Raw genomic sequence first — 13,470 nt, 5'->3', positions numbered from 1 at the left:
GCGTTGCCAATAACAACCCCTGCAACTCCCAAAGCGGAGAGCCGGGCCGCGCCCTCCCCCGGTGGGGACGCGACCCGGCTGGATGAGCGGGCTCAGACGCCCGGGCAGCGCTTCCACTCGAAGTGGTAGGTGGTCTTGACGCTGCCGTCGGTGGAGTCGAAGGCCATGAAGCTGGTCTCCGCCGGGTCGGAGGTGCCCTTGAGCACCCGCAGCTCGGTGTTGATATTGAAGTTGCGGTCGACGCCGCACGGCTTGAAGACGAGTTCGGAAACGGGCGTCCGGTCGGAGAACTGCCAGTTGTCCGAGTACACGCCCTGGACCGTGTGACTGACCGGCGTCGTCTGCGCCATGCCCTGGTGGTAGTAGCTCGCCCTCTCCATGCCGGACGCGCCGTCCGCCAGGTGCGCGAAGCCCCGGTAGTCGGCGCCCGCGATCGCGTAGGTGAACCCCTGCGGGACATGGACCTGCATGCTGATCTGGCAGTTCTTCCGGAACTCGGTCGGGCCGGAGGCCCCGCCGGCCTGGGCCAGGTAGTCGCTGTAGGTGACGGTGAACGCGGTGTTGTCGCTCGCCGTCGCCACCGCCGCCGTCCCGGCCCGGCAGCCCGACCCGTTCACGGTGAGGACGTCGATGGTGATCCGGTCGGCCGGCGGGGGGTCGGCGGGGGCGGCGGACGCGGCGGGGGCCGCTGACAGCGGCAGCGCCAGTGCGGCCACGGCCGCCGATACGGTCAGTGCTCTGCGCATCGGTGATTCTCCTTTACTCGAGGCGTCCTTCCACGGATCAGGGACATGCCTTCCAGGCGAAGTGGTAGACGGTCTTGATGCTGCCGTCGGTGGAGTCCATGGCGATGAAGCTCGTCTTCGCCGGGTCCGAGGTGCCCTTGAGCGCCCGCAACTCGGTGTTGATGTTGAAGTTGCGCTCCTCACCGCACGGCTTGTAGACGAGCTGCGCCACGTCGTTGGTGTCGGTGAACTGCCAGTTGTCGGCGTAGGGGCCGCTCAGGGTGTGCGAGATGGCGGAGGTCTGCGGCATGCCCTGGAAGTAGTAGCTCGCCTTCTCCACGGCGCTCGCGCCCTGCTCCAGCGACGCGAACCCGCGGTAGTCGGCGGCGGCGATCGCGTAGGTGAACCCCTGGGGGACGTGCACCTTGAGGTCGAGCTGGCAGTTCTTGCGGAAATCGGTCGCCGTCGAGGCACCGCCCGCCTGCGCCATGTAGTCGCTGTAGGTGACGGTGAACGCCTCCTTGTCGGGGGACACCGCGACGGCGGCCGTCCCGGCCGGGCACCCGGACCCGTTGACGGTGGCGACCTCGATCGTCACCCCGTTCGGGCCGGGCACCTGGAAGGTGTCGGCGGATGCCGGCGCGGCGGTCATGGCGCTCACGGCAATTGCCGCGGCAGCGGAAACTACGATCCCTTTACGCATGCAATTCCTCCTTGCTGGGGTTGCGTAAAGGGAGCGTAAACTTCCCATATCAGAGACGTCAATCGGCACTTTTCAACATCAAATAAACAGCGTTTCCACCCCCACGACGACCCGGAACAGCCGCCTTGGAACGTCCATGAAACTTTCCGTTGAAAGGGAGCGTTCCATAAAGTCATGAACGAATTTAAATGCCCGCGTACAGAACACATGGAAACCGGCCCGGGCCGGTCGGGGCGCGGGCCGGGGACGTCCGGGCGGTCAGCCGGTGCCGCGGAGCCGGGCGGCGAGGACGGCGGCCTGGCTGTGGTCGATGTCCCTGGTCGCGGTGAGGAGGGTGATGGTGCCGTCGCCGGCGAGTTCCCGCAGCCGGTCGAGGGCCGCCGCGCGGCCGGGCTCCCGCAGCTCGGCGTCGTAGCGGTCGGTGAACTCCTCGAACTTGGCCACGTCGTGGCCGTACCACTTGCGCAGCTCGGTCGAGGGGGCGACGTCCTTCTCCCACTCGTCCAGGCGCGCCTCGTCCTTGGACAGCCCGCGCGGCCACACCCGGTCGACCAGCACCCGCTTGCCGTCCTCGGACGAGGCGGGCTCGTACACCCTGCGCAGCCTTACCTCCATGCTTCCTCCCAGCACGACCTATACCCCGCCTGCCGACCCGATGCCCGGATTTCGCCGGTACCGGGCCGTGCGCCCGGGCCGGTCCGGACCGCTACGTCACTCCGCGGGGTGGCCGGAGGACGGGAGCTGCCAGCGTCCGGTGACGCGGAGGTCCTCGGCGGTGCGGCGGGCGAACTCGGCGGCGAGGGCGTGGCCGAGGACGTCGTCGTCGGGGCGGTGCCGCTCCAGGTATTCGAGCGCCTCGGCGAGTTCCCCCGCGGTCAGCCACCGCACCGGTTTCCCGGCCCAGTGCGGGAGCCACCGGTCCGCGGGCACGGCGGCGGGTACCGCGTTCACCGGTTCGAACAGGGGTTCGGCGCGCATGGGCGGAGCCGGCGGGTGGGCGACGCGGCCGCGGCGGCGCAGACCGCCGATCAGGGCGGCGCGGAGCGTCTCGATGGTCATGACCTTCCCCTACGCGTTCGTGAATGCATCGGGGCGACCTTTTCGCAGGCGGAACCGAAAGTCGACTTCCTCCGGGTCAAATTTTGCCAGGAGGTAGACGTGGAGCAGCCATTTCCGTTTCGCCGGAAACGTCTTATCCGCTTCGCGATCTCCGCTCCTTTGGGAGGCATTACTGTGCCGTTTGGACGAGCCGAAGGCTTCCTTTGCGAAGACTTTCTGTTCGGCCGTGGAACGTCTGGTGCGGGAAGATCTCTTCGCCGGCGGGGGGACGTCCGGCGGCGCGTCCGGCGCGGCGCGTCCGGGCCGCGTCCGGGGACCCGCGACACGCCGGGCAGGCGAGCGGCGACTGTCAGCGGGGTGACAAGCGCGGGCCGTCGAAACCTTCCGCGCCCGCCTAGCGCCGGGCCGCGCCGCGACCGAGTCCGGTGGCCACGAGCCGCAACAGGTCGTCCGCCGCCCGGACCTCCCGCTGTCCGGGGTCCCGGCGGCCCCGGCCGCGAGCGGATGCTCACCGCGCTCAAGGGGACGCGGGCGGCGATCGGCCCGGCCGTCCCGCCGGCGCGGGCCGCGCTGTCGCTGCGCTGGGCGCGGCGGGGCCTCGCGCTGGTCGAGCGCGGCGTGCTGCCGGACAAGGAGCCGCTGCGCTGCCTCGACCATCTGCCGGCCCTGGTGGCGGCGCAGAGCGAGGAACTGCTGGACGTGGCGCTCGGCAGCCGGCTCGCGCCGCTGCTGAAACTGCCGCCGCACCGGCGGGACGCGCTGTCGCGGACGCTGCTGACGTACCTGGAGTGCCGCGACAACGCGGTGGCGGCGGCGGAGCGGCTGCTGGTGCACGAGCAGACCGTCCGGTATCGCATCCGCCGGCTGGACGCGGCCCTCGGCGGCGCGCTGAGGGACCCGGACCGGCGCATCGAACCGCTGCTGCTCCTGCACCATCTCGTCCGGCTGGATCCGGGCGACCGGCGCCTCTCGCCCGCGAACCCGTCGCGCGGCCGCGTGCCCTGACCCTCCGGAAACAGACGGAGGGGCCACTTCCCCCCGAAGTGACCCCTCTCCCCCCGTTCCGCCGTGCCGGCCCCGGTGCGCTCACAGGACCGGCCGCTCCCCCCGAAGCGGCTCGCACCGGCCGTTCAGCGGATGTCTCGAACGTAGCGAGACCACCCCGGCCGGATCGAGGATTCAACCCTGCGCATCGACGAACGGGCGACTCTGTGCGACGAACGGAACACGCTGTGCATCCGACGCGTCATCGCCGTCCGGAAAAGCGTGTATTTTCTGCACGGTCGTGCGAGAACGGACACGGGAGGCGCGGGACCATGGCGGGACATGCGCGGCCGATCACGCTGGTGGGGACGCCGGTCCTGCATCAGCCGTGCCGGCCGGTCGAGGACTTCGACGCCGCGTTGCGGGAACTGGCCGACGACATGTTCGCCAGCATGTACGAGGCGGACGGTGTCGGCCTGGCCGCGAACCAGATCGGCGTGGACCTGTGCGTCTTCGTCTACGACTGCCCAGACGCGGACGGCGAGCGGCATAAGGGTGTCCTAGTGAATCCCGTCCTGGAACTGCCGGCGTTGGAGAACCGGCGGCTGGACGACAGCGACGAAGGATGCCTCTCTCTGCCGGGACCTTACGCTCGTCTGGCGCGGCCTGACCATGCGACCGTGCACGGCTTCGACGTCACCGGCAACGCGGTCACGGTAGAGGGCACGGGGTTGCTCGCCCGCTGCCTCCAGCACGAGACAGACCACCTTGAGGGCAAGGTCTACATCGACAGGCTCTCCGCCAGGACGCGCAAGAAGGTGCTCAAGGAGTACGAGGCCCTGCGCGCGGAGAGCCCGGCGGGCTGACCGTTCACGGAGTCAGAAGGCGTTCGTATTCATAGAGGACGCTGGCGAACTCGCCCGTCGGCATCTCGCAGGCGTGGCCGGGCAGCCACATGTGCTCCAGGCGGACGGTCCGGACGTCGAGTCTCAGGTGACACGCGTTCCCCGTGTGCTCCCAGCCGGGACGCGCCGCCCGGACGACCTCCAGATGGTGACGATGGCTCTGCACGTCGTGCAGCAGGAACGCCGTCAGGACGTGGCGCGGCCCGTCCACGGCCCGGGGGAAGTCGCTCGCGGTGGACGCGGCGGCGACCAGATCAACACCGGAATCGGCCAGTTCAGGGAAGAACACCCGAACGTGCCGGACGACACCGCCGATCTCGATCGGATCGCAGGGCAGCCGTAAGACGGCGGCAGGGTCGACGTAGCCGTGCACTGGGACACCGGCGACGAAACCCGCCCACGCCCCTGGGATGGTGTTGATGAAACGAGCATGTGTCAGGGTGTTGCCCAGTTCCGCCATCAGGCGCTCTGGGTCGATGCCACGTGGCATGAACGTTTTCGTGCCGCCGCGTAGGCGCGTTCCTGCCTCGTCCAGGACGGCGAGGTCGGCCCAGCAGGCGCCTGAGCCCGTCCCCAGGACGCCATGCGGGAGGCAGCCGTCAGGGTGCGGGATGAGCCCGGCCATGTCTTCCAGGACGGCGCGCGGGGTCTGGAACAGCCTCCAGCCCTGCGTCCGGTGAGAGACGGAGCCAAGGGCAAGGGAGGTCGCCACCGGTTCGCCTTCGCGCGCCTCGCCGAAGACGCGGTCGCGGCGGTCCCGCAGGGCCCCGACCTGCTGGAGGTACTCCTCCAGGCACTGCCGCAGGACGGCCGGGTCGAGATCGCAGGACGCCCAGCCGTCCACGTCCCGGACGTGGACGATCGTCCCGTCGAAGTCGAGGCGGTGGTAGCGGTAGTTCTCCTGCCAGGGCCCGGACGGGACGCCGTCCAGCCATCCCTGGGCGCGCGCGATCGCGGACACGTCCTCACCCAGGTCGTTGATGAGGAAGTCGCGCAACGGAGCGTGCAGGGGGTCGGTCTCCACCGCCACCCGCACGCCATCGCTGCGGAACCGTACCGGAAGCGACATCACCACCCGCGTGATTATGCCTACAAGCAAAGATCACTACTGGTATGGCGAAATGTTCTTTCCGCTCATGCGGGCTCGTCGGCCATGTACGGCGGCGCGGGCTCGTGCTGGATGTACCGGCGGACCGCACGTGCGTCGTCGCGGCCGTGGACGCGTCCGAGCTGGATGCGCGCCGGCCATGACATCGACAACGGGTACCCACAGAACACGCCGCCTTCCGAAGCCGGGGGTTGCCACGGAGAAATCCCGATGAAGCCTCCCGGCGATGTGTCTCCACTCGCCGCCGTCCGGGTTCGCGGCCGGCCGGGATTAATGGGTTGACATCGCCCGGAGGGCTATGGCTAACTCTTACGCATGGAGTTCTGATTCTTCTCCGGTTGAGCCGCCCCCGGCACCGCCGCGGGCCCGCTCCCGTTCCTTCACCGGCGCCCCTTCATCGCATACAGGCCATGTGACCTGCGTTGTTGCCGCGCGCCCGTCTTTTCTTTCTCCTCGGCCTTCCCGGCCGGATTCACACACGCCCGGAGGTGTTCTCTTCATGCGCGCCATTGACAACCCCGAATCCGCGCCCTTCACCAAGTCCAAGAAGAAGGGCAAACGGAATAACTCCGACTTCAGGTCGGCGAATTTCGCGAACCACCGCCGCAACGCCCGGCAACTGCCCACCCGGCAGCTCAACCGGGGCCGCTGACCGGCCGCCCCCCGGCCCCGGCCCGCCGCTTGGCGGCCGGGGCCGGGACATGCGGCGGCACGACTACTCTTGGCAATGGATCACTACCGAGGGTGTCGACCGGGGGCCGGCTGTGACGATGGAGAGGCGGGACCGCGTCCGCCGCCGGCTGCGGCGCCTGCTGCTCTCGGTGCGCGGACGCGCGACGGTCACCACCACGGCGGTGGCGGCGCTGATCCTCACCCTCGTGTTCGTCCTGCTGATGCTGCTCGCGCGGGACTGGGCGCAGAACCGGGTCGCGCGCAAGACCGAGCGGACCACCGAGCGCATCGCGTTCTCGATCACCTCGGGCAAGAACCGCGGGGACCTCACCACCCGGCCGGACGAGGCCCCCATGGTGCAGGTCGTGAGCCCGGACGGCCGGGTCCAGGCGGCCAACGCGGCGATCGCGGGGCGTCCGGCCCTCGCACGGGCGGACTTCGCCGCCGGCGTCCTGCTCGTCGACGCGAAGACCTGCCCGTCCTTCCTGGACCAATGCGTATGGGTCGCCGGGCTGCGCCTGCGCACATCACCGTGGGGCCCGAACGTGATGGTGATGACGGCCACCCCCCTACCCGACCTCCTGAACGTGTGGGTGCTGCCGCTGGGCATCGCCCTCCTCCTGTCCGCCTTCCTCGCCCTGATCGCCTGGTGGACGTGGCACACGATCGGGCGGGCCCTGGTCCCCGTCGACCAGCTCCGCGCCGAACTCGCCGACGTCGGCGCCCGCGGCCTGGACCAGCGGGTCGCCGTCCCCCGCACGGCCGGTGAGATCCAGACCCTCGCCGAGACGGTCAACGCCACGCTCACCCGCCTGGAGGAGGCGTCCAACCGGGAACGCCGGTTCGTCTCGGACGCCTCGCACGACCTGCGGAACCCCATCGCCGGGCTGCAGATGCGGCTGGAGGTCGTGCTGGACGAACCGGACGACTACCCGTGGAAACCGGTGGTCCGAAACGCCCTGGCCGACGCGCAACGCCTGAACGACATCGTCTCCGACCTGCTGGAACTGTCCCGGCTCGACGCCCGCGCCCCGCAACCCGTCGAACCGGTCGACCTCGCCGGGCTGGTCCGCCGCGAGCTGAGCCGGTACGCGGGCCGCGTCCCGGTCGACAGCCGGCTGGAGCCGGGCGTGGTCGTCACCGCGGACAAGGTGCGGCTGAGCCGCGTCCTCGGCAACCTCCTCCACAACGCCGAACGGCACGCCGAGTCGCGCATCCGGGTGACCGTCGCCCGCGACGGCGGCGACGCCGTCCTGGAGGTCCTGGACGACGGGTCCGGCATCCCCGACGAGTTCCGCGAACGCGTCTTCGAACGCTTCTCCCGCCTTCCCGAATCCCGCGCCCGCGACCCCCACGGCACCGGCCTGGGCCTCCCCATAGCCCGCGAGATAGCCGAGATCTACGGCGGCACCCTCCGGCTGGCCGGCAGTCCCCGCGGCGCCCGCTTCGTCCTCCGCCTCCCCCTCACCTGACGAACCGCCCGCCACCGGGCCGCCGGGGACGTGCCCGGACTCGCCGAACGCGTCCGTCAGGAGAGGTCCAGGCGGGCGAGTTCGGTGCGGGCCGTGACGCCCAGTTTCGGATACGCCTTGTACAGGTGGTAGCCGACGGTCCGGGGGCTGAGGAAGAGCTGCGCGCCGATCTCGCGGTTGCTGAGGCCCGTCGCCGCCAGCCGGACGACCTGGAGCTCCTGCGGGGTGAGGCGGGCGGCGAGATCGGCGGGCGGGGCGGCGCCGGGGCGGCTTTCGCCGGCGGCGCGCAGTTCGCCGCGGGCGCGTTCGGCCCACGGGGTCGCCTCCAGCCGCTCGAACGCCTCCAGGGCCGCGCGCAGCCGCGCACGGGCCCCGTTCCGGCGGTGCGACCTGCGGAGGAACTCGCCGTAGAGCAGCTCGGTGCGGGCCCGTTCGAACGGTGGCCCGCCCTCGCGGTGCAGGTCCAGGGCGCGTTCGTACGACGATTCGGACGGGTCGAGAAGCGCGGCACAGCGCAGCGCGACGGCCTCCGCCCAGGGTTGCCGCACCTGCGACGCCCACGCGCCGAACCAGTCGGCGGCGTCCCGCACGCGCTCTGGGACGCCCGACCGGACGGCCGCTTCGACCAGGTCGGGCAGCGCGGACATGACGCCCACCCTGCTCGGCCCGGCGACGACCTCCGCCAGGCGTTCGAGGGCGGCCTCGTGCCGTCCGAGCCCCAGGTCGAGCAGGCTCCGGGCCGCCGCGGCGTGCACGTTGCCCGGCGGGACGTTACGTGCCAGCGCCTCCTCCGTCAGCGCGAAGCAGCGCTCTTCGTCACCCTGGATCGCGGCGAGCTGCGCCAGCACGGTGTCCAGATGGACGCGGATGCGGTGCTGCCCGGTGTCGGCGGCGATCCGCAGGCCCTCCGTCGCGGCGGTGAGCGCGTCGCGATGGCGTCCGAGGAGGAGGTCGGTCCGGGAGCGGAGCATCAGCACGGGCGCGAGCAGCCCGATCGCGCCCTGCTCCCGCAACCGCCGCTCCAGTTCGGCGGCGACCTCCGCCGCGCCCGGAACGTCCCCGAGCACGAGGTGCCACGTTCCGGCGCGCACCCGGTCGCGCGGCCCGTAGCAGGCGCCCATCCCGTCCATCAGCTCGCGCAGCGCCGTGACGCCCGCCGCCAGATCACCGTCGTCCGCGAGCGCGTTCTGCCCGGCGAACACGCGGTTCAGCGCGCGCAGATGGTGCGCGTTCGGCACGCCGAGCCGGGCGCCTTCGGCGGCGATGCCGGCCACGGCGCCGAAGTCCCCGGCGTTGGCGGCGGCGGACGCGGCCTGGAAGTACAGGTAGCCGGACGTGCGCGGATCGAGCTCGGCGACCGACGCGGCCGTCTCGGCGAACAGCCGGTAGGCGTCGCGCGTCCGGTCCTGCTCGTCGGCGAGGGAGGCCCGGATCAGCGTCAGCCCGGCCCGCGCCACCGGGTCGGGCAGGTCGGCCTCCGCGCGGGCCGCCAGCTCGATCGCCCGCTCGGGCAGCCCGGCGTCGGCGGACGCCCGCGCCGCGGCGGCCAGCCGCCGGCCCCGGTCCGCCCGGTCCGGGCTGAGGCCGGCGGCCGTCTCGTACATCGCGGCGACGGAGGCATGCCCGCCCGTCTCCCGCTCGGCCTCGGCGGTCTTCTCCAGGACGGCCGCGACCCGCTCGTCCGGCCCCGGCACCGAGCGGGCCAGATGCCAGGCGTGATGGCAGGCGTCGCCGCGCTCCAGGTAGGCGCCGGCGAGCGCGTCGTGCACCGCCAGCCGGTCGCTGAGCGGCGCGTCCCCGACGGCGGCGGTGCGGATCAGCGGATGCCGCACCTCAAGCCGCCCGTCGCCCGTGCTGCGCAGCAGGCCCAGGCGTTCGGCGGGCGCGAGGTCGTCGACGGACGCGCCGAGCCGGGCCGCCGCCGCCATGATCACCCCGGTGCCGCCGAGATCGTCCGCCGCGACCAGCAGGACCAGCCGCCGGGCCGGCTCCGGCAGCTCGGCGATCTTCGCGGCGAACGACCGCCGGATGCGCTCGTACGCCGACGAGGTTCCCTGGCCGTCCTGTCCCGGCAGTTCGAGGAGCGCGAGCGGGTTGCCCATCGCGGCGGCCAGGACCTCCTGCCTGGCGTGCTCGGGCAGGCCGGGGGCGTGCTGGGCGAGGAGCGCGGCGGCCGTGTCGCGGTCGAGCCCGCGAAGGCGCAGCTCGGGAAGGCCGGGCGCGGCGAACTCGGGGGCGTCCCCGTCGCGGGCCGCGAAGATGATCGCGATGGGCTCGGCGTTCAGCCGGCGCGCGGCGAACAGCAGCGCCTCGGCGGACGGCCCGTCCACCCAGTGGGCGTCGTCCACGACGCACAGCAGCGGGCGCTCGTCCGCGAGGTCGGACAGCAGGGTCAGCACGGCGAGCCCCACCAGGAACCGGTCGCCGGCTCCCGGGGTTCCGCACCTGTTGAGGGCCGCGTACAACGCCTGCGCCTGCGGCGGCGGCAGGCTCTCGGCCCGGTCCAGATGCCGGCCGAGCAGCAGGTGGAGGCCCGCGTACGGCATGCCGCTCTCGTATTCGACGCCCGTCCCGCGCAGCACCCGCATGTCACCGGCCGCCGCCGCGGCATGGTCGAGCAGGGCCGACTTGCCGATCCCCGCCTCGCCGCGCACGACGAGGACGCCGCTGCGCCCGGCGCGGGCCCGGCCGAGAAGCCGGTCGAGTTCGGCCAGCTCCCCATCCCGCCCGTACAGCATGGCGTTCACCCTACTCGGGCCTCCCGGACGCCCCGGAGGGTTGAAGCCCGTCCCCCGGGTATCGCCTCGGTTCGAGCATTCATGAGGGGGATGACCATGCCCGAGACGGCAGAGAACGTTATCGACCTGCTGCTTTCGCAGCACGATGAGATCCGCCGGCTGGCGTCGAACGTCGAGGAGAACAGCGGTCAGGTCCGCAAGGACGCCTTCGACCGGCTGCGTGAGCTCCTCGCCGTGCACGAGACCGCCGAGGAGGAGATCGTCCACCCGTTCGCCCGCCGCGCCATGGGCGACCGCTCCCATGTGGTGGACGACCGGCTGGAGGAGGAGAACAAGGCCAAGAGCATCCTGTCGGATCTGGAGAAGATGGACCTCGACTCCGCGGATTTCCAGGAAACGTTCTCCGACTTCCACAAGGACCTGGAAGCGCACGCCACCAATGAGGAGAAGAAGGAGTTCCCCGACATCCGGAAGAACGCCACGCCCGAGCAGCTGCGCGGCATGGCCAAGGCGTTCCGGGCCGCGGAGGCGGTCGCCCCGACCCACCCGCATCCGGGGGTGGAGTCGCCGACCAAGAACGTCGTGCTCGGCCCGATGGCCGCCATCGCCGACCGTGTCCGCGACGCCATCGGCAAGGCGCGCGGCTGAAACGGCCCGCGGCTGAAACGACCACGGTGGGGCGGCCCCGCGCGGGGCCGCCCCACCCGTGAGGACGACGGCTCCAGCCCCCCGACCGGGGTTCCCGAGCGGCTCACTGGGTGTCGTCCCCCAGGTCGGAGCCGACCCTGACGCCGACGACGTCCTCCAGTTCGCTGAGGCGCGCGGTGAGGTCGTGGACCGAGCCCGCGCCCTCCAGCACCAGCGACACCACCGCGTTGCCGGGGCGCCGTCTTTCGGGCGGTTCGCGCCGGTCGCGCCGCTCGTCCCGGCCGCGGTCGGAGTCGTCCGGCAGGTAGTCGCGGTCGACGTGGACCTCCAGGATCACGAACCCGCGCTGCGTGCACTCCATCAGGACATGCCGCAGCGCCCCCCGCCCGTCCCGGTAGACGAGCCGCAACCGTGCCAGCTCCGGCGGGCCGAAGCGGTGCAGCGGCAACTGGTGCGACAGCGAACTGAGCCCGTACACGATGAAGAAGTGGACGGCGGTGACCGCGACCGCCAGGATCGGCAGCCCGGCGCCCGCCGCCATGCCGACCGCCGCGGTGACCCACACGACCGCGGCGGTCGTCAGCCCGCGCACCGCGTCCCGCCGGACGAAGATCACCCCGCCGCCGATGAACCCGATGCCGGACACGATCTGCGACGCCACCCGGGACGGATCGAGCGAGGTGGTCCCCGGAACGTCCTGGAACCCGTACTTGCCGACCATCATGAACAGGGCGGCGCCGACACCGACGAGGGTGTGCGTGCGCAGGCCCGCGCTCTTGTTGCGCAGCCCCCGCTCCAGGCCGATGAGGGCCGACAGCACCATCGCCAGGAGCAGTTCGCCGATCTGGACGAGCCCCTGACCTGTCGGCAGGTCGATCACCTTTTGTGTCTACCCGCCCGCTCCGCCCCACAAGCCGCGCACGCGAAGACCGCCCGGGGGCACCCATGGGCCGGTGCCGCCGCGGGCGGCGGAGGGCCGCTGTGCCAGACTCCTACCGGCAGGGTTGTGAGGCGAGGAGCATGGAGTCATGGAGCTGATCCACCGGGGGAAGGTCAGGGACGTCTACGCGGACGGGGACGAGCTGATCCTCGTGGCGTCCGACCGGGTGAGCGTCTACGACGTCGTCCTGCCGACGCCGGTCCCCGACAAGGGCAAGATCCTGACGCAGCTGTCCCTGTGGTGGTTCGAGCAGCTCGCCGGCATCATCCCGAACCACGTCGTGTCGGCGACGGACGTCCCGGACGAGTGGGCCGGGCGCGCCATCCGCTGCCGCCGTCTCACCATGCTCCCCGTCGAGTGGATCGCCCGCGGCTACCTCACCGGCCTCGGCCTCAAGGAGTACGAGAAGAACGGCACCGTGTCCGGGATCACGCTGCCGGGCGGGCTGGTCGACGCGTCCAGGCTCCCGGAGCCGATCTTCACCCCGACCACCAAGGCCACCGAGGGCCACGACGAGTTCATCACCTACGCCGACGTCGTGAACGAGATCGGCGCGGACACCGCGGCCCGGCTCAAGGACGTCACCCTGGAGATCTACGAGCGCGGCGCCGCCCTGGCCGCCGAGCGCGGCATCATCATCGCCGACACCAAGCTGGAGTTCGGCCGCGCCGCCGACGGCACCCTCGTCCTGGGCGACGAGGTCCTGACGCCCGACTCGTCCCGCTTCTGGCCCGCCGACGCGTGGGAGCCGGGCCGCCCCCAGCACTCTTTGGACAAGCAGTTCGTCCGCGACTGGAGCAGCACCCTCGACTGGGACCGCACCCCGCCCGGCCCCGCCGTCCCCCAGGACGTCGTGGACGCCACCCGCGCCCGCTACATCGAGGTCTACGAACGCCTCACCGGCCGCACCTGGACGTCCTGACCACGGCCGGGACGCATGTCCCGGCCCAGTTCAGAAGGCCCGGTTCAGAAGATCGAGGAGTCTCCTGCCGGGACGATCTCGTGGCCGAGCGGGGCCAGGGAGATCGGGATCAGCTTGAAGTTGGCGATGCCGAACGGGATACCGATGATCGTGAGGCAGAGCAGGACGCCGGTGACCAGGTGGCCGAGGGCCAGCCACCAGCCGGCGACGATGATCCAGATGATGTTCCCGATGAGCGAGCCCACGCCCGCGTTCCGTTTGGGGACGGCCATCCGGCCGAACGGCCACAGCGCGAACCCCGCGATGCGGAACGCGGCGATGCCGAACGGGATCGTGATGATGAGGACGCAGCAGATGATTCCGGCGACCACGTAGCTCAGCGCCATCCAGAACCCCGCCAGCACCAGCCAGATGACGTTCAACAACGTCCGCATGTGCAGCCTCCTGACGGCATCGTCACCACCATCGAGCATAGGCCTCCGGGCGCCCGGGCAACGCGCTGGTCCGGCCGTCTTCCGGGCCATGACGATCTCATAACGGGCTCGGACCCCGGTGGACCGGCGGGCGATACTCCTACCGAAGCTGATCATGAGC

General features: G+C 71.4%; 14 protein-coding genes. 6 read left to right on the top strand and 8 right to left on the bottom strand.

What is annotated here, in order from left to right:
• Positions 1-92: 92 nt before the first annotated feature.
• The 4 genes from AF1_RS12470 to AF1_RS12455 all read right to left on the bottom strand — a co-directional run bounded on the left by AF1_RS12470 (position 93) and on the right by AF1_RS12455 (position 2,487).
• A complete protein-coding gene (locus AF1_RS12470) occupies positions 93-746 on the bottom strand; it encodes a DUF4360 domain-containing protein (protein ID WP_067796979.1) in 654 nt (217 codons plus the stop codon).
• A 37-nt stretch (positions 747-783) separates the two neighbouring features.
• Positions 784-1,377, bottom strand: a complete 594-nt coding sequence (locus AF1_RS12465) for a DUF4360 domain-containing protein (protein ID WP_242608880.1) — start codon at positions 1,375-1,377, stop codon at positions 784-786.
• Between the two features lie 309 nt (positions 1,378-1,686).
• Complete coding sequence (locus AF1_RS12460; RefSeq protein WP_067796973.1) at positions 1,687-2,043, bottom strand: DUF488 domain-containing protein; 357 nt, start codon at positions 2,041-2,043, stop codon at positions 1,687-1,689.
• A 96-nt stretch (positions 2,044-2,139) separates the two neighbouring features.
• A complete protein-coding gene (locus AF1_RS12455; protein WP_067796970.1) occupies positions 2,140-2,487 on the bottom strand; it encodes a hypothetical protein in 348 nt (115 codons plus the stop codon).
• A 504-nt stretch (positions 2,488-2,991) separates the two neighbouring features.
• Between AF1_RS12455 and AF1_RS12450 the strand changes: the two genes are divergently transcribed.
• Both AF1_RS12450 and def read left to right on the top strand, forming a co-directional pair.
• Positions 2,992-3,492, top strand: coding sequence for a helix-turn-helix domain-containing protein (locus AF1_RS12450; protein ID WP_067796967.1), 501 nt, complete (start codon positions 2,992-2,994; stop codon positions 3,490-3,492).
• Between the two features lie 311 nt (positions 3,493-3,803).
• Positions 3,804-4,337 carry a peptide deformylase gene (gene def, locus AF1_RS12445; protein ID WP_067796964.1) on the top strand — a complete coding sequence of 178 codons (534 nt, stop codon included), beginning with the start codon at positions 3,804-3,806 and terminating at the stop codon, positions 4,335-4,337.
• A 4-nt stretch (positions 4,338-4,341) separates the two neighbouring features.
• On the opposite strand, the gene AF1_RS12440 is transcribed toward def, so the two are convergent.
• Positions 4,342-5,451 (bottom strand): hypothetical protein, encoded by a 1,110-nt coding sequence (locus tag AF1_RS12440; RefSeq protein ID WP_067796961.1) that lies wholly within the window; start codon positions 5,449-5,451, stop codon positions 4,342-4,344.
• A 532-nt stretch (positions 5,452-5,983) separates the two neighbouring features.
• On the opposite strand from AF1_RS12440, the gene AF1_RS34280 reads away from it, so the two are divergent.
• Positions 5,984-6,136, top strand: coding sequence for a hypothetical protein (locus tag AF1_RS34280; protein ID WP_157419174.1), 153 nt, complete (start codon positions 5,984-5,986; stop codon positions 6,134-6,136).
• A 118-nt stretch (positions 6,137-6,254) separates the two neighbouring features.
• On the top strand, positions 6,255-7,628 hold the full coding sequence (locus AF1_RS12435; RefSeq protein WP_067797085.1) for a sensor histidine kinase: 1,374 nt from the start codon (positions 6,255-6,257) through the stop codon (positions 7,626-7,628).
• A gap of 56 nt (positions 7,629-7,684) precedes the next feature.
• On the opposite strand, the gene AF1_RS12430 is transcribed toward AF1_RS12435, so the two are convergent.
• Positions 7,685-10,366 (bottom strand): helix-turn-helix transcriptional regulator, encoded by a 2,682-nt coding sequence (locus AF1_RS12430; RefSeq protein WP_067797083.1) that lies wholly within the window; start codon positions 10,364-10,366, stop codon positions 7,685-7,687.
• A 96-nt stretch (positions 10,367-10,462) separates the two neighbouring features.
• On the opposite strand from AF1_RS12430, the gene AF1_RS12425 reads away from it, so the two are divergent.
• Positions 10,463-11,014: a hemerythrin domain-containing protein gene (locus AF1_RS12425; protein WP_207394090.1), complete on the top strand. Its 552-nt coding sequence runs from the start codon at positions 10,463-10,465 to the stop codon at positions 11,012-11,014.
• Positions 11,015-11,117: 103 nt separating this feature from the next.
• On the opposite strand, the gene AF1_RS12420 is transcribed toward AF1_RS12425, so the two are convergent.
• Positions 11,118-11,894, bottom strand: coding sequence for an MgtC/SapB family protein (locus AF1_RS12420; protein ID WP_067796958.1), 777 nt, complete (start codon positions 11,892-11,894; stop codon positions 11,118-11,120).
• Positions 11,895-12,042: 148 nt separating this feature from the next.
• Between AF1_RS12420 and AF1_RS12415 the strand changes: the two genes are divergently transcribed.
• Entirely contained in the window at positions 12,043-12,876 is an 834-nt protein-coding gene (locus tag AF1_RS12415; RefSeq protein ID WP_067796955.1) for a phosphoribosylaminoimidazolesuccinocarboxamide synthase, read from the top strand.
• Between the two features lie 44 nt (positions 12,877-12,920).
• Here the strand turns inward: AF1_RS12415 and AF1_RS12410 are convergent, their stop codons facing one another.
• Positions 12,921-13,310, bottom strand: a complete 390-nt coding sequence (locus AF1_RS12410) for a YccF domain-containing protein (protein WP_067796952.1) — start codon at positions 13,308-13,310, stop codon at positions 12,921-12,923.
• Positions 13,311-13,470 lie beyond the last annotated feature (160 nt).

This window comes from Actinomadura formosensis NBRC 14204 (assembly GCF_001552155.1).
GTDB classification, from domain to species: domain Bacteria; phylum Actinomycetota; class Actinomycetes; order Streptosporangiales; family Streptosporangiaceae; genus Spirillospora; species Spirillospora formosensis.
This window is presented reverse-complemented; position numbering and strand designations above follow the sequence as displayed.